The following is a 12,329-nucleotide window of genomic DNA, read 5'->3' as shown; positions in this document are numbered from 1 at the left end:
TAGCTATTTATTATATGATTACCCGAGAGGGCAATCCGCTATAGGAGGAAGAAAGATGAAGAAAGCTATTTTAGCTACCAAAGTCGGAATGACTCAGATCTTCAACGAAGATGGAATGTTAATTCCGGTAACCGTTTTACAGGCTGGTCCATGTGTTGTAACTCAGGTTAAAACAGATGAGAACGATGGATATACAGCAGTTCAGGTTGGCTTCGGCGACATCAGAGAGAAACTGGTGAACAAACCGGAAACAGGCCACTTTGCAAAAGCAGGCGTTGCAGTTAAGAGATTCGTAAAAGAGTTCCGTTTCGAGAACGCTGCTGAATATGAAGTAGGACAGGAAATTAAAGCTGATATCTTTGCAGCTGGCGATCACATCGATGCAACAGCTGTTTCCAAAGGTAAAGGTTTCCAGGGTGCAATCAAGAGACATGGACAGTCCAGAGGACCTATGGCTCACGGTTCCAAATATCATCGTCATGCAGGTTCCAATGGTGCTTGTTCTGATCCGAGCAAGGTATTCAAAGGAAAACACATGCCAGGTCATATGGGAAGCGAGCAGGTAACTGTTCAGAATCTTGAGATCGTACGCGTAGATACAGAGAATAACTTACTGTTAGTTAAAGGTGCTGTTCCAGGACCTAAGAAATCCTTGGTTACAATCAAAGAGACAGTAAAGTCCTTATAATAAGAAAGGAGGAGCACACAAATGGCAAACGTAACTGTTTATAATATGGAAGGCAATGAAGTTGGAACAATGGAGCTGAACGATGCAGTATTTGGCGTTGAGATCAATGAGCATCTTGTTCATCTTGCAGTTGTTCGTCAGCTTGCAAACAAACGCCAGGGTACTCAGAAAGCGAAAACTCGCTCTGAAGTAAGCGGCGGCGGAAGAAAACCGTGGAGACAGAAAGGAACCGGTCATGCAAGACAGGGATCCATCCGTGCTGCACAGTGGACAGGCGGCGGAATTATTTTCGCACCGACTCCAAGAGATTATGAAGTGAAAATGAACAAGAAAGAAAGAAGAGCAGCTCTTAAATCCGCTCTGACTTCCAAAGTTCAGGACAATAAATTCGTAGTTGTTGACAGCCTTGCAATTGCTGAAGCTAAGACAAAAGAAATGCAGAAGGTTCTTACAAACCTGAAAGCAGAGAAAGCTCTTATCGTAACAGCAGAGGAAGATAAGAACGTAATCCTTTCCGCAAGAAACATCGAGAACGTACAGACAGTAGCAGCTAACGGCATCAACGTATATGATGTTATGAGCCACGGTACTGTAGTAGTAACTAAAGACGCTGTAGCATCCATCGAGGAGGTATACGCATAATGGCTGATATTAAATATTATGACGTGATCAAAAGACCAGTGATCACTGAAAAATCCATGGCTGCTATGGGTGAGAAGAAATACACTTTCCTTGTTCATCCGGAAGCAAACAAAGCTCAGATCAAAGAAGCTGTTGAGAAAATGTTCGATGGAACAAAAGTTAAGAGCGTAAATACCATGAATCTTGATGGTAAGAAAAAACGCCGTGGAATGGTAGTTGGAAAAACTGCTAAATCCAAAAAAGCTATCGTTGCCCTTACAGAGGACAGCAAGGACATCGAGATCTTCGAAGGCCTTTAATTGATAGCACTTTATACGCATTCAAAAGCGTGAGAACAAATTTGAAAGGAGAAAAGAAATGGGAATCAAAAGTTATAACCCATATACACCGTCTAGAAGACATATGACTGGTTCCGACTTCTCTGAGATCACTAAGACTACACCAGAGAAATCCCTTACCGTGTCTTTAAAGAAAACTGCTGGACGCAACAACCAGGGTAAGATCACTGTAAGACACCACGGAGGCGGAAGCAGAAGAAAATATAGAATCATCGACTTCAAGAGAAGAAAAGATGGAATCCCGGCAGTAGTGAAATCTATTGAGTACGATCCAAACAGAACAGCTAATATCGCTCTTATCTGCTATGCAGACGGCGAGAAAGCATACATTCTTGCTCCAGAAGGACTTAAAGTTGGACAGAAAGTTATGAACGGACCGGAAGCTGAAATCCGTGTAGGTAACTGCTTACCGTTAGAGCTTATCCCGGTTGGTACTATGGTTCATAACATCGAGCTTCATCCTGGAAAGGGCGGCCAGATGGTTCGTTCCGCAGGAAACGGCGCTCAGCTTATGGCTAAAGAAGGCAAGTACGCTACACTTCGTCTCCCATCTGGTGAGATGAGAATGGTTCCGATCATCTGCCGTGCAACAGTAGGTATCATCGGAAACGGCGATCACAACCTGATTAACATCGGTAAAGCTGGTCGTAAGCGTCACATGGGAATCAGACCTACAGTTCGCGGTTCTGTCATGAACCCGAATGACCATCCACATGGTGGTGGAGAGGGCCGCGCTCCGGTTGGACGTCCAGGTCCGTGTACACCTTGGGGCAAACCTGCTCTTGGTCTGAAGACAAGAAAGAAAAACAAAGCGTCCAACAAGCTCATCGTAAGAAGACGCGATGGAAAAGCTTTAAGCAAATAATAAGGAGGATTAAGAATGTCTCGTTCACTGAAAAAAGGACCTTTTGCAGATCAGAGCTTACTTAAAAAAGTAGACGCATTAAACGCTGCAAATGATAAATCCGTAATCAAAACTTGGTCTCGCCGTTCCACAATCTTCCCGTCTTTTGTTGGACATACAATCGCTGTCCATGACGGAAGAAAACATGTGCCGGTATATATTACTGAGGATATGGTTGGTCACAAACTTGGTGAGTTTGTTGCTACCAGAACCTACAGAGGACACGGAAAAGACGAAAAGAAATCCGGTGTTCGCTAGTTAGAATTTTTCACCAGGCTGCCTGATCCGCAAGGAGCGGTTCGGGCATGCGCGGTGTTTCCCTGAATATTGAATATGACGAAAGGAGGCACTTTAAAATGGCAAAAGGACATAGAAGCCAGATTAAGAGAGCCAGAAATGAGAATAATAGAGAGACAAGACCGTCTGCAAAATTATCTTATGCAAGAATTTCTGTTCAGAAAGCCTGCTACGTTTTAGATGCAATCCGTGGCAAAGATGTGCAGACAGCACTTGGTATCCTGACATACAACCCAAGATACGCTTCCAGCGTAATCAAAAAGTTACTGGAATCAGCTATTGCTAACGCTGAGAACAATAACGGAATGAACGCAGACAATCTCGTAGTTGCAGCCTGCTATGCAAATAAAGGACCTACAATGAAGAGAATCCAGCCAAGAGCACAGGGTAGAGCTTACAGAATCGAGAAGAGAACAAGCCATATTACCATCGTGCTGGATGAGAAATAAGGAGGATAAACATGGGACAGAAAGTTAACCCACATGGCCTTAGAGTCGGTGTTATCAAGGATTGGGATTCAAGATGGTATGCAGAGAGCGATTTCGCAGACTATCTGGTTGAGGATTACAACATCAGAACATTCCTTAAAAAGAAATTATACAGCGCAGGTGTTTCCAAAATCGAGATCGAGAGAGCATCTGACAGAGTAAAAGTTATCATCTACACAGCAAAACCTGGTATCGTAATCGGTAAAGGCGGCGCAGAGATCGAGAAAGTAAAAGCTGAACTTGCTAAATATACAGACAAGAAGCTTATCGTTGATATTAAAGAAGTTAAGAGACCAGACAGAGATGCTCAGCTTGTTGCAGAGAACATCGCTCTTCAGCTGGAGAACCGTATCTCCTTCAGACGTGCTATGAAATCTACAATGCAGCGTACAATGAAATCCGGTGCTAAGGGAATCAAAACATCCGTATCCGGACGTCTTGGCGGAGCTGATATGGCTCGTACAGAGTTCTACAGCGATGGAACTATCCCGCTTCAGACACTTCGTGCAGATATCGATTATGGTTTCGCAGAAGCAGACACCACATATGGCAAAGTTGGTGTAAAGGCATGGATCTACAATGGTGAGATTCTTCCAACAAAAGGAACTAAGGAAGGGAGCGATAAATAATGTTAATGCCAAAAAGAGTTAAACGTCGTAAACAATTCCGTGGCTCCATGAGAGGAAAAGCCCTTAGAGGTAATCAGATCAATTATGGTGAATTCGGTCTTGTTGCTACCGAGCCTTGCTGGATCAGATCTAATCAGATCGAGGCAGCCCGTGTTGCTATGACCCGTTATATCAAACGTGGTGGTAAGGTTTGGATCAAGATTTTCCCAGATAAACCAGTAACAGCAAAACCAGCAGAAACTCGTATGGGTTCCGGAAAAGGTGCCCTGGAATACTGGGTAGCAGTTGTTAAACCAGGACGTGTTATGTTTGAGATCGCAGGCGTTTCTGAAGAAATCGCTCGTGAGGCATTACGTCTTGCAATGCACAAGTTACCATGTAAATGCAAAATAGTTTCTCGTGCAGAGTTAGAAGGCGGTGATAACAGTGAAAATTAATAAATTCGTAGAAGATTTACAGGCAAAATCAGCTGCAGAATTAAACGACGAATTAGTAGCTGCTAAGAAAGAACTTTTCAATCTGAGATTTCAGAATGCAACCAATCAATTAGACAATACAGGACGAATCAAAGAGGTTCGCAGAAATATTGCCAGAATCCAGACAGTGATCACTGCGAAAGCTAACGCTTCCAAATAGTGAATTTAGGAGGACATAATCGTGGAAAGAAATCTGAGAAAAACCCGCGTGGGTAAGGTTGTCAGCAATAAGATGGACAAGACCATCGTAGTTGCAATTGAAGACCATGTAAAACATCCTCTTTACAAGAAAATCGTGAAGAGAACATATAAATTAAAAGCTCATGATGAAAACAATGAGTGCAACATCGGTGATACCGTAAAGGTTATGGAGACCAGACCGCTGTCCAAGGATAAGAGATGGAGACTGGTTGAAGTTGTAGAGAGAGTTAAATAAGGAGGATAACCAGTATGATTCAGCAGGAAACAAGACTGAAAGTTGCCGACAACACTGGTGCAAAAGAAATCCTTTGTATCCGTGTTATGGGTGGCTCTACAAGAAGATATGCAAACATTGGCGATACAATCGTTGCTACTGTTAAAGATGCAACACCAGGCGGCGTTGTTAAAAAAGGTGACGTAGTAAAGGCTGTTGTAGTTAGATCCAAAAAAGGCGCTCGTCGTAAAGACGGATCCTATATCCGTTTCGATGAAAATGCTGCCGTAATCATTAAAGACGACTTAACTCCGAGAGGAACACGTATCTTTGGACCAGTTGCCAGAGAGCTTCGTGAGAAGAAATTCATGAAGATCGTTTCCTTAGCTCCGGAAGTATTATAGGAGGGTGCCTAATGTCAGCTATGAAGATTAAAAAAGGTGATACTGTTACAGTAATCGCTGGTAAAGATAAAGGCAAAGAAGGCAAAGTCCTTGCCGTTAACGTAAAAGACAATACCGTATTAGTAGAGAACGTTAATATGGTTACAAAACACACCAAACCATCCGCTGCAAACCAGAATGGTGGAATCGTTACAAAAGAAGCTCCGCTTCACATCTCCAACGTAATGCTTATGGCAGACGGAAAAGCTACAAGAGTCGGCTTTAAGATGGATGGAGACAAAAAAGTCCGCGTTGCTAAGGCAACAGGTAAGGTTATCGATTAATTGAGAGAGGAGGCAGACATAAGTGAGTAGATTAAAAGAACTTTACACTAATGAGATCATGGATGCCATGACCAAGAAATTCGGATATAAAAACGTTATGGAAGTGCCAAAACTCGACAAGATCGTAATTAACATGGGTGTTGGTGAGGCCAAAGAAAACGCTAAGCTTCTTGACGCTGCTATCGCAGATATGGAGCTGATCACAGGACAGAAAGCAATTGCTACAAAGGCAAAGAAATCTGTCGCTAACTTCAAAATCAGAGAGGGAATGCCGATCGGATGTAAAGTAACATTAAGAGGCGAGAAGATGTATGAGTTCGCTGATCGTCTGATCAACCTGGCACTTCCACGTGTACGTGACTTCCGCGGCGTTAATCCTAACGCTTTCGACGGAAGAGGAAACTATGCTCTTGGTATCAAAGAGCAGCTGATCTTCCCAGAAGTTGAGTACGATAAAGTTGACAAAGTAAGAGGTATGGACATTATCTTCGTTACAACAGCAAAAACTGATGAGGAAGCTCGTGAGTTACTGAAGCTGTTCAACATGCCTTTTGCGAAATAAGTAGAGGAACATTCCAAAGTTGACCGCCGGCTTCTTGCCGGGGTCAGCAGATCTGATATAGGAGGAACGATTCATGGCTAAGACAGCAATGAAAATCAAACAGCAGCGTCCAGCTAAGTTCTCCACAAGAGAGTACAGCCGCTGCAGAATTTGTGGACGTCCACATGCATACTTAAGAAAATACGGAATCTGCAGAATCTGCTTCCGTGAGTTAGCTTACAAAGGACAGATCCCGGGAGTTAAGAAAGCTTCCTGGTAAGCCGCTATTACAGGTAACACATAAATTTATTATATACACTATGACATGTAAAGTCTGAATATGAGGAGGAAACTAACATGACAATGAGCGATCCAATCGCAGATATGCTTACAAGAATCCGTAATGCAAACACTGCAAAACATGACACAGTAGATGTTCCGGCATCCAAAATGAAAATTGCAATTGCTAACATCCTTGTTGATGAGGGATACATTGCAAAATATGATTTAGTTGAAGATGGTGTTGCAAAAAACATCCATATCACACTGAAATATGGCGAAGACAAAAACGAGAAGATCATCACAGGTTTAAAGAGAATCTCTAAACCAGGTCTTCGTGTTTATGCTGGCAAGGATGAGCTTCCGAAGGTTCTTGGAGGACTTGGAATCGCAATCCTTTCCACTAATAAAGGTGTTATCACCGACAAAGAAGCTCGTAAACTTCAGGTAGGCGGCGAGGTTCTTGCATTTGTATGGTAAGCCTTTGGCCCCATATATTCAAGAAGTAGACGAAACACTGAAAACAGAGAGGTTCCAGTAACCTCTCCGATAATCTAAGTAAGGAGGACACATAGTATGTCACGTATCGGTAGACTTCCGGTTGCTATCCCGGCAGGAGTTGAAGTATCTGTTGCAGAAGGAAATGTAGTAACCGTAAAAGGACCAAAAGGAACACTTGAAAGAGCGCTTCCAACAGAAATGGAAATCAAAGTTGAAGATGGTCATGTAGTTGTTGCAAGACCAAACGACTTAAAGAAAATGAAAGCCCTTCACGGCTTAACCAGAAGCCTTATCCACAACATGGTTGTTGGTGTAAGCGAAGGTTATACAAAGACACTTGAAGTTAACGGTGTTGGTTACAGAGCAGCTAAGCAGGGTAAGAAGCTTACTTTAAACCTTGGATATTCTCACCCGGTAGAAATGGAAGATCCGGAAGGTATTGAGACCAAAGTTGACGGTAACAAGATTATCGTTTCCGGTATCAGCAAGGAAAAAGTTGGACAGTTTGCGGCTGAAATCAGAGATAAGAGAAGACCTGAGCCATATAAGGGCAAGGGAATCAAATATGAGACTGAGGTTATCAGACGTAAAGTTGGTAAGACTGGTAAGAAATAATTAAGGAGAGTGAGAAAATGGTTAATAAAGCATCTAGAGCGGAAATTCGCGAGAAAAAGCATAGAAGATTACGTCATCATTTAAATGGCACTGCAACAACTCCGCGTCTTGCAGTATTTCGTTCCAATAAACACATTTATGCACAGATTATCGATGACACCGTTGGAAAGACTTTAGTATCTGCTTCTACTCTTCAGAAAGACGTAAAAGCACAGCTTGAGAACACCGACGATGTTGCAGCAGCAGCATATCTTGGCACTGTAATCGGTAAGAAGGCAGTGGAAGCCGGCATCGAGGAAGTTGTTTTTGACAGAGGCGGATACATTTACCACGGTAAAGTAAAAGCACTGGCAGATGCAGCAAGAGAAGCTGGACTGAAATTCTAATAAGGAGGAGCGAAACACATGAAACGTAATCTTATTGATGCTAGTCAGTTAGAGTTAGAAGATAAAGTAGTATCAATCAAGCGTGTTACCAAGGTTGTTAAAGGTGGTCGTAACTTCCGTTTCACAGCTTTAGTTGTTGTAGGTGACGGCAATGGACACGTTGGTGCAGGACTTGGAAAGGCAGCCGAGATTCCGGAAGCAATCCGCAAAGGAAAAGAGGACGCTATTAAGAAATTAGTAACCGTAGCAAGAGATGAGAATGGTTCCATCACACATGACTTCGTAGGTTCTTACGGAAGCGCTTCCATGCTTCTTAAGAGAGCTCCGGAAGGTACTGGAGTTATCGCCGGCGGCCCGGCTCGTGCCGTTATCGAGTTAGCTGGTATCAAAAACATCCGTACAAAATGTATGGGATCCAGAAATAAGCAGAATGTTGTTCTTGCAACCATCGAAGGCTTAAGACAGTTAAAAACTCCGGAAGAAGTTGCAAAACTTCGTGGAAAATCTGTTGATGAGATTCTGGCTTAAGGAGGAATATTAAAATGGCAAATACATTAAAAGTTACTTTAGTAAAATCTCCGATTGGCGCAGTTCCGAAGCACAAACTTACTGTTAAGGCAATGGGTCTTACCAAAATGCACAAAACAGTTGAAATGCCAGACAATGCGGCAACAAGAGGAATGATTCAGCAGGTACAGCACCTGGTAAAAGTAGAAGAAGCATAATTACAAAAAGGAGGTGCCATAATGGAATTATCAAACTTAAGACCAGCAGAGGGTTCTAAGCACAGCGATAACTTCAGAAGAGGCCGTGGACATGGTTCAGGAAACGGCAAAACAGCCGGTAAAGGCCATAAAGGACAGTTAGCACGTTCCGGACACAAGAAACCGGGATTTGAAGGTGGACAGATGCCTTTATACAGACGTCTTCCTAAGAGAGGATTCACAAACAGAAACTCTAAAGAGATCATTGCTATCAATGTTGATGTTCTGAATCGTTTTGAGGACGGTGCAGAGGTAACAGTTGAGAGCTTACTCGCAAGCAGCGCTATTTCCAAAGCCGGCGACGGTGTTAAGATCCTTGGAAACGGCGAACTTACCAAGAAGCTTACAGTTAAGGTTAACGCTGTAAGTGAAACTGCAAAAGAGAAAATCGAAGCAGCAGGTGGTACAGTAGAGCTGATCTAATAGAGGTGATCAAATGTTTGAAACTCTCAAAAACGTTTTCAGAGTAAAAGAGATGAGACGTAAACTCCTCTATGTTATATGGATGATTCTTGTCATCCGTATTGGATCACAGCTTCCGGTTCCGGGAGTAGACAGCGATTTCTTTAAAGAGTGGTTTGCAAAAAACACCGGTGACGCATTTAACTTCTTTGATGCGTTCACCGGAGGCTCATTTACCCAGATGTCAATCTTTGCATTGAACATCACGCCATACATTACATCATCCATTATCATGCAGCTTCTTACCATTGCCATTCCGGCACTGGAAGAGATGCAGAGAGATGGAGAAGAGGGCAGAAAGAAAATTACTGCCATTACCCGTTATGTAACTGTTGGTCTTGCGTTGTTTGAGTCAGTAGCTATGGCAATCGGTTTCGGTCGCCAGGGCTTGATCCCGAATATGAATTTCTTCAAGGGCTTAACTGTAGTTGCTTGTCTCACAGCTGGTTCAGCCATGCTGATGTGGATCGGTGAGCGTATTACTGAGAAGGGTGTTGGAAATGGTATTTCCATCGTCCTGACTATTAATATTGTTTCCAGAATCCCAAGTGATTTATCTTTGCTTTATGAGAACTTCATCAAAGGTAAAACAATTGCGAAAGGACTGCTTGCAGGACTTATTATTCTTGCAATCATTGTTGTTATGGTCGTATTCGTACTGATCCTCAACGGTGCTGAGAGAAGAATTCCTGTTCAGTATTCCAGAAAGATGGTCGGCAGAAAACTGATGGGCGGTCAGACTACCAATATCCCGTTGAAGGTGAATACTGCTGGTGTTATCCCGGTTATCTTTGCTTCCTCAATTATGTCCTTCCCGGGCGTAATCGCACAGCTTGCAGGTAAAGCAAACGGAACTGGAATCGGCAGTGAGATCATCCGAGGATTATCATCCAATAACTGGTGTAATCCAAATCAGCTTCAGTATAGCTGGGGACTGCTTCTGTATATTGTATTATGCGTATTCTTCGCATATTTCTATACTTCCATCACATTCAACCCGTTGGAAGTAGCAGACAATATCAAAAAGCAGGGTGGTTTTATTCCTGGTATCCGTCCAGGAAAACCTACGTCAGACTATTTGACTAAAATCTTAAATTATATTATATTTATAGGTGCAGTAGGCCTGATTATCGTTGCGGTTATTCCGTTCTTCTTCAATGGAGTATTCGGAGCAAACGTATCCTTCGGCGGTACTTCCATCATCATTATTGTTGGAGTTATCCTGGAGACTGTGAAGCAGATCGAGTCACAGATGCTTGTCCGCAATTATAAAGGTTTCCTGAACAACTAAAAGAATAAAGGTTGTGGTGCTTATGCGTCACAGCCTTAATTCGTAGTATGAGAAAGTGGAGGGCTTTTTATGAGAATTATCATGTTAGGTGCACCAGGTGCAGGCAAAGGAACCCAGGCAAAGAAAATCGCTGAGAAATACAGCATTCCGCACATTTCCACAGGCGATATTTTCCGTGCCAATATCAAGAATGGCACAGAACTTGGAAAGAAAGCAAAAACTTATATGGATCAGGGTCTGCTTGTACCGGATGAACTTACGTGCGACCTTGTTGTGGACAGAATCCAGCAGCCGGATGCCAAGAACGGCTATGTACTGGATGGTTTCCCGAGAACCATTCCGCAGGCAGAGTGCCTTACCGATGCCTTAAGCAAGCTGGGAAGCAAGATCGACTATGCAATCGACGTTGATGTTCCGGATGAGAACATTGTAAAGCGTATGGGCGGAAGACGCGCATGCGTAAAATGCGGCGCAACCTATCACGTTGTATTCGCAGCTCCGAAGACAGAGGGCGTTTGCGATACATGCGGCGAAGAGCTTGTACTGCGTGATGATGACAAGCCGGAGACTGTACAGAAGCGTCTGAACGTATATCATGAGCAGACTCAGCCGCTTATCGATTACTATACCGGACAGGGCGTACTCAAAACTGTAGACGGTACCAAGAACCTGGATGAGGTATTTGGTGATATTGTTAAGATCCTTGGCGAATAGAATAGAGGATAAGAAGTAATGTCAGTTTCAATAAAAACAGCACAAGAAATTGAACTTATGAGGGAGTCTGGACATCTTCTGGAAAAGGTCCATGACGGACTGATCCCTTATATCAAACCGGGAATGAGCACCAAGGAGATCGACCGTATCGGTGAAGATATGATCCGCTCCATGGGATGCATTCCGAACTTTCTGAATTATGGAGGCTTTCCTGGCTCCTTCTGCATCAGCCTGAATGATGAAGTGGTCCACGGAATTCCTTCGGAGGACAAAATTATCCAGGATGGTGATCTGGTAAAGATCGATGCAGGTCTGATCTACAAAGGATATCATTCTGATGCGGCCCGTACTTATGCAGTCGGAGAAGTTTCCAAAGAAGCCAAGCAGCTTATGGACGTAACCAAGCAGTGCTTCTTTGAAGGAATAAAATTCGCGAAAGCAGGAAATCATCTCAATGATATTTCCAAGGCAATCGGCGCGTATGCGGCAAAATACCGTTATGGTATTGTACGAGATCTGGTAGGACATGGGATTGGTACCCATCTCCACGAGGATCCGCAGATTCCCAACTTCCCTCAGAAACGCAGGGGAGTGAAATTACTTCCAGGCATGACGCTTGCCATTGAGCCTATGATCAATATGGGCAGGGCAGATGTATGCTGGCTGGATGACGAATGGACAGTGGTGACCATGGATGGTTCCCTTTCCGCACATTATGAGAACACCATACTGATTACAGATGGCGAACCGGAGATTCTGACACTCACAAAGTTCTGATGCTTCAGGCACCAGACTTGAATCAGGGAAAGGATTCTGACCCTGACATCATTATATAAGGCGATACAGGAGGTATAAAATGTCAAAAGTAGATGTACTTGAAGTAGAAGGCACTGTTTTAGAGAAGCTGCCAAACGCAATGTTTAAAGTGGAACTTGAGAACAAGCATGTTGTACTTGCACACATCAGCGGCAAGCTGCGCATGAACTTTATCCGTATTCTTCCGGGAGACAAAGTAACAATGGAGCTTTCCCCATATGATCTTTCCAAGGGAAGAATCATCTGGAGAGATAAATAATCATTATTCGCTTATTCTTCTATAATAGAAAATGATTTTATAAAACGAAGCTCCTGCCTCTGTGAATCCCAGATTCCCGGATGTAGGAGTTTTTCTA

The 12,329-nt window shown here is 43.2% G+C and carries 24 protein-coding genes; all 24 read left to right on the top strand.

Annotation, left to right across the window (positions count from 1 at the left end; all coding sequences use genetic code 11):
• Positions 1 to 55: 55 nt before the first annotated feature.
• Entirely contained in the window at positions 56 to 688 is a 633-nt protein-coding gene (rplC, locus tag OCV70_RS03265; protein WP_117852520.1) for a 50S ribosomal protein L3, read from the top strand.
• Positions 689 to 709: 21 nt separating this feature from the next.
• On the top strand, positions 710 to 1,330 hold the full coding sequence (rplD, locus tag OCV70_RS03260; RefSeq protein WP_117852522.1) for a 50S ribosomal protein L4: 621 nt from the start codon (positions 710 to 712) through the stop codon (positions 1,328 to 1,330).
• Positions 1,330 to 1,629 carry a 50S ribosomal protein L23 gene (rplW, locus tag OCV70_RS03255; protein ID WP_117852524.1) on the top strand — a complete coding sequence of 100 codons (300 nt, stop codon included), beginning with the start codon at positions 1,330 to 1,332 and terminating at the stop codon, positions 1,627 to 1,629. Before rplD ends, rplW begins: the two co-directional genes overlap by 1 nt.
• Before the next feature lie 58 nt (positions 1,630 to 1,687).
• A complete protein-coding gene (rplB, locus tag OCV70_RS03250; RefSeq protein ID WP_117852526.1) occupies positions 1,688 to 2,533 on the top strand; it encodes a 50S ribosomal protein L2 in 846 nt (281 codons plus the stop codon).
• A 15-nt stretch (positions 2,534 to 2,548) separates the two neighbouring features.
• Positions 2,549 to 2,830, top strand: coding sequence for a 30S ribosomal protein S19 (gene rpsS / locus OCV70_RS03245; protein WP_015526921.1), 282 nt, complete (start codon positions 2,549 to 2,551; stop codon positions 2,828 to 2,830).
• 98 nt (positions 2,831 to 2,928) lie between these two features.
• Positions 2,929 to 3,318 carry a 50S ribosomal protein L22 gene (gene rplV / locus OCV70_RS03240; protein WP_117852663.1) on the top strand — a complete coding sequence of 130 codons (390 nt, stop codon included), beginning with the start codon at positions 2,929 to 2,931 and terminating at the stop codon, positions 3,316 to 3,318.
• An 11-nt stretch (positions 3,319 to 3,329) separates the two neighbouring features.
• Entirely contained in the window at positions 3,330 to 3,986 is a 657-nt protein-coding gene (gene rpsC, locus OCV70_RS03235; RefSeq protein WP_117852529.1) for a 30S ribosomal protein S3, read from the top strand.
• Complete coding sequence (gene rplP, locus OCV70_RS03230) at positions 3,986 to 4,423, top strand: 50S ribosomal protein L16 (protein WP_117852531.1); 438 nt, start codon at positions 3,986 to 3,988, stop codon at positions 4,421 to 4,423. Before rpsC ends, rplP begins: the two co-directional genes overlap by 1 nt.
• A complete protein-coding gene (gene rpmC, locus OCV70_RS03225; RefSeq protein ID WP_117852533.1) occupies positions 4,413 to 4,622 on the top strand; it encodes a 50S ribosomal protein L29 in 210 nt (69 codons plus the stop codon). Before rplP ends, rpmC begins: the two co-directional genes overlap by 11 nt.
• 21 nt (positions 4,623 to 4,643) lie before the next feature.
• Positions 4,644 to 4,898 carry a 30S ribosomal protein S17 gene (gene rpsQ, locus OCV70_RS03220; protein WP_302672207.1) on the top strand — a complete coding sequence of 85 codons (255 nt, stop codon included), beginning with the start codon at positions 4,644 to 4,646 and terminating at the stop codon, positions 4,896 to 4,898.
• A 14-nt stretch (positions 4,899 to 4,912) separates the two neighbouring features.
• The gene (gene rplN, locus OCV70_RS03215) at positions 4,913 to 5,281 is read left to right on the top strand and encodes a 50S ribosomal protein L14 (RefSeq protein WP_022067326.1); all 369 of its coding nucleotides are present in this window, start codon (positions 4,913 to 4,915) and stop codon (positions 5,279 to 5,281) included.
• A gap of 11 nt (positions 5,282 to 5,292) precedes the next feature.
• A complete protein-coding gene (gene rplX / locus OCV70_RS03210; RefSeq protein ID WP_117852538.1) occupies positions 5,293 to 5,604 on the top strand; it encodes a 50S ribosomal protein L24 in 312 nt (103 codons plus the stop codon).
• A gap of 22 nt (positions 5,605 to 5,626) precedes the next feature.
• Complete coding sequence (gene rplE, locus OCV70_RS03205) at positions 5,627 to 6,166, top strand: 50S ribosomal protein L5 (protein ID WP_117852540.1); 540 nt, start codon at positions 5,627 to 5,629, stop codon at positions 6,164 to 6,166.
• A gap of 73 nt (positions 6,167 to 6,239) precedes the next feature.
• The gene (locus OCV70_RS03200) at positions 6,240 to 6,425 is read left to right on the top strand and encodes a type Z 30S ribosomal protein S14 (protein ID WP_117852543.1); all 186 of its coding nucleotides are present in this window, start codon (positions 6,240 to 6,242) and stop codon (positions 6,423 to 6,425) included.
• Positions 6,426 to 6,502: 77 nt separating this feature from the next.
• A complete protein-coding gene (rpsH, locus tag OCV70_RS03195) occupies positions 6,503 to 6,904 on the top strand; it encodes a 30S ribosomal protein S8 (RefSeq protein ID WP_117852545.1) in 402 nt (133 codons plus the stop codon).
• A gap of 96 nt (positions 6,905 to 7,000) precedes the next feature.
• Complete coding sequence (rplF, locus tag OCV70_RS03190; RefSeq protein WP_117852547.1) at positions 7,001 to 7,540, top strand: 50S ribosomal protein L6; 540 nt, start codon at positions 7,001 to 7,003, stop codon at positions 7,538 to 7,540.
• A 17-nt stretch (positions 7,541 to 7,557) separates the two neighbouring features.
• Entirely contained in the window at positions 7,558 to 7,926 is a 369-nt protein-coding gene (gene rplR / locus OCV70_RS03185; protein ID WP_117852550.1) for a 50S ribosomal protein L18, read from the top strand.
• 18 nt (positions 7,927 to 7,944) lie between these two features.
• A complete protein-coding gene (gene rpsE, locus OCV70_RS03180; protein WP_117852552.1) occupies positions 7,945 to 8,454 on the top strand; it encodes a 30S ribosomal protein S5 in 510 nt (169 codons plus the stop codon).
• A gap of 14 nt (positions 8,455 to 8,468) precedes the next feature.
• Positions 8,469 to 8,651: a 50S ribosomal protein L30 gene (rpmD, locus tag OCV70_RS03175; protein WP_117852555.1), complete on the top strand. Its 183-nt coding sequence runs from the start codon at positions 8,469 to 8,471 to the stop codon at positions 8,649 to 8,651.
• A gap of 21 nt (positions 8,652 to 8,672) precedes the next feature.
• A complete protein-coding gene (rplO, locus tag OCV70_RS03170; protein WP_117852557.1) occupies positions 8,673 to 9,113 on the top strand; it encodes a 50S ribosomal protein L15 in 441 nt (146 codons plus the stop codon).
• A 13-nt stretch (positions 9,114 to 9,126) separates the two neighbouring features.
• The gene (gene secY, locus OCV70_RS03165; protein ID WP_117852559.1) at positions 9,127 to 10,443 is read left to right on the top strand and encodes a preprotein translocase subunit SecY; all 1,317 of its coding nucleotides are present in this window, start codon (positions 9,127 to 9,129) and stop codon (positions 10,441 to 10,443) included.
• A gap of 69 nt (positions 10,444 to 10,512) precedes the next feature.
• Positions 10,513 to 11,157: an adenylate kinase gene (locus OCV70_RS03160; RefSeq protein WP_117852561.1), complete on the top strand. Its 645-nt coding sequence runs from the start codon at positions 10,513 to 10,515 to the stop codon at positions 11,155 to 11,157.
• Positions 11,158 to 11,175: 18 nt separating this feature from the next.
• Positions 11,176 to 11,934 (top strand): type I methionyl aminopeptidase, encoded by a 759-nt coding sequence (gene map / locus OCV70_RS03155; RefSeq protein ID WP_117852563.1) that lies wholly within the window; start codon positions 11,176 to 11,178, stop codon positions 11,932 to 11,934.
• A gap of 79 nt (positions 11,935 to 12,013) precedes the next feature.
• Positions 12,014 to 12,232 (top strand): translation initiation factor IF-1, encoded by a 219-nt coding sequence (gene infA, locus OCV70_RS03150; RefSeq protein ID WP_117852566.1) that lies wholly within the window; start codon positions 12,014 to 12,016, stop codon positions 12,230 to 12,232.
• Positions 12,233 to 12,329: the final 97 nt, after the last annotated feature.

The sequence above is a fragment of the Blautia acetigignens genome (assembly GCF_025566865.1).
Lineage (GTDB): Bacteria > Bacillota > Clostridia > Lachnospirales > Lachnospiraceae > Blautia_A > Blautia_A acetigignens.
The sequence above is the reverse complement of the archived record's forward strand: the minus strand, read 5'-3'. Positions and strand labels throughout refer to the sequence as shown.

Coding starts and splice junctions, on each gene's coding strand:
- rplR (WP_117852550.1), top strand. CDS start 7,558: ATGGTTAATAAAGCATCTAGAGCGGAAATTCGCGAGAAAAAGCATAGA.
- OCV70_RS03160 (WP_117852561.1), top strand. CDS start 10,513: ATGAGAATTATCATGTTAGGTGCACCAGGTGCAGGCAAAGGAACCCAG.
- rplB (WP_117852526.1), top strand. CDS start 1,688: ATGGGAATCAAAAGTTATAACCCATATACACCGTCTAGAAGACATATG.
- rpsH (WP_117852545.1), top strand. CDS start 6,503: ATGACAATGAGCGATCCAATCGCAGATATGCTTACAAGAATCCGTAAT.
- secY (WP_117852559.1), top strand. CDS start 9,127: ATGTTTGAAACTCTCAAAAACGTTTTCAGAGTAAAAGAGATGAGACGT.
- rpmD (WP_117852555.1), top strand. CDS start 8,469: ATGGCAAATACATTAAAAGTTACTTTAGTAAAATCTCCGATTGGCGCA.
- rplW (WP_117852524.1), top strand. CDS start 1,330: ATGGCTGATATTAAATATTATGACGTGATCAAAAGACCAGTGATCACT.
- infA (WP_117852566.1), top strand. CDS start 12,014: ATGTCAAAAGTAGATGTACTTGAAGTAGAAGGCACTGTTTTAGAGAAG.
- rplD (WP_117852522.1), top strand. CDS start 710: ATGGCAAACGTAACTGTTTATAATATGGAAGGCAATGAAGTTGGAACA.
- map (WP_117852563.1), top strand. CDS start 11,176: ATGTCAGTTTCAATAAAAACAGCACAAGAAATTGAACTTATGAGGGAG.
- rplP (WP_117852531.1), top strand. CDS start 3,986: ATGTTAATGCCAAAAAGAGTTAAACGTCGTAAACAATTCCGTGGCTCC.
- rplO (WP_117852557.1), top strand. CDS start 8,673: ATGGAATTATCAAACTTAAGACCAGCAGAGGGTTCTAAGCACAGCGAT.
- rplC (WP_117852520.1), top strand. CDS start 56: ATGAAGAAAGCTATTTTAGCTACCAAAGTCGGAATGACTCAGATCTTC.
- rplF (WP_117852547.1), top strand. CDS start 7,001: ATGTCACGTATCGGTAGACTTCCGGTTGCTATCCCGGCAGGAGTTGAA.
- rplN (WP_022067326.1), top strand. CDS start 4,913: ATGATTCAGCAGGAAACAAGACTGAAAGTTGCCGACAACACTGGTGCA.
- rpsS (WP_015526921.1), top strand. CDS start 2,549: ATGTCTCGTTCACTGAAAAAAGGACCTTTTGCAGATCAGAGCTTACTT.
- rplV (WP_117852663.1), top strand. CDS start 2,929: ATGGCAAAAGGACATAGAAGCCAGATTAAGAGAGCCAGAAATGAGAAT.
- OCV70_RS03200 (WP_117852543.1), top strand. CDS start 6,240: ATGGCTAAGACAGCAATGAAAATCAAACAGCAGCGTCCAGCTAAGTTC.
- rpsE (WP_117852552.1), top strand. CDS start 7,945: ATGAAACGTAATCTTATTGATGCTAGTCAGTTAGAGTTAGAAGATAAA.
- rplX (WP_117852538.1), top strand. CDS start 5,293: ATGTCAGCTATGAAGATTAAAAAAGGTGATACTGTTACAGTAATCGCT.
- rpsC (WP_117852529.1), top strand. CDS start 3,330: ATGGGACAGAAAGTTAACCCACATGGCCTTAGAGTCGGTGTTATCAAG.